We start from the raw sequence: 890 nt of genomic DNA, 5'->3' as shown, positions 1-890 counted from the left end.
GGCACCCTGGAATACCTGGGTCGTAATGACTTCCAGGTGAAGATCCGTGGGTTCCGTATCGAGTTGGGCGAGATCGAGAACGTCTTGCTCGGCTGTGAAGGTGTCACCGACGCCGTGGTTATCGCCCGGGAAGACAATCGGCTGGTGGCCTACCTGTGCGGTAAACCGACCAGTGCCGAGCAACTGCGCAACACCCTGCTCAAGCACCTGCCCGAATACATGGTGCCCAGCGCCTTCGTCCAGCTCGACGCCCTGCCCCTGACCGCCAACGGCAAGCTCGACCGCCGTGCCCTGCCCGCGCCGGGCCTGGAGGACCTTGCCAGCAAGGCCTACGAGGCCCCACAAGGTGACACCGAAGTCGCTATTGCCGAGATCTGGAAAAACCTGCTCGGCCTGGACCAGGTCGGCCGTCACGACGGTTTCCTCGAACTGGGCGGCCACTCGCTGCTGACCGTGCAAATGCAAGCCCGCCTGCACCAGGATCTCGGCGTCGAGATCGATCTGCGCACGCTGTTTGCCCAGGCCTCGTTGAGTGAGCTGGCCCAGCACGTGGAACAGGCCGGCCAGTCCCGACTCCAGGCCATTACGGTTATTTCTCGCGACCAACCTCTGCCGCTGTCCATGGCCCAACAGCGTTTGTGGTTCCTCGATCAACTGGACCATGCCGCCAGCGTCGCCTACCACATGCCCGCCGCGCTGCAGCTGCGCGGCAACCTGGACCGAGACGCCTTGCAACGGGCCCTGGACCGCATCGTCGCCCGTCATGAAAGCCTGCGCACCACCTTCGAACGCCAGGACGAGGAAGTGCGGCAACGTTTCGCCCCGGCCGACATCGGTTTCGCCCTGGTCGAGCATGACCTGCAAGCCCTGGCCCCCGAGGCCCGGCAACA

1 protein-coding gene is annotated in these 890 nt (G+C 64.6%); it reads left to right on the top strand.

Annotated features, from left to right (window positions below; genetic code table 11):
• Positions 1-890: condensation domain-containing protein (locus N4Q37_RS27640; RefSeq protein ID WP_260963364.1), on the top strand; the 890-nt coding region annotated here is incomplete at both ends.

The sequence above is a fragment of the Pseudomonas citri genome, from assembly GCF_025336485.1.
GTDB lineage: Bacteria > Pseudomonadota > Gammaproteobacteria > Pseudomonadales > Pseudomonadaceae > Aquipseudomonas > Aquipseudomonas citri.
Note: the sequence above shows the minus strand (reverse complement) of the source record. Positions and strands in the feature narration are given on the sequence as shown.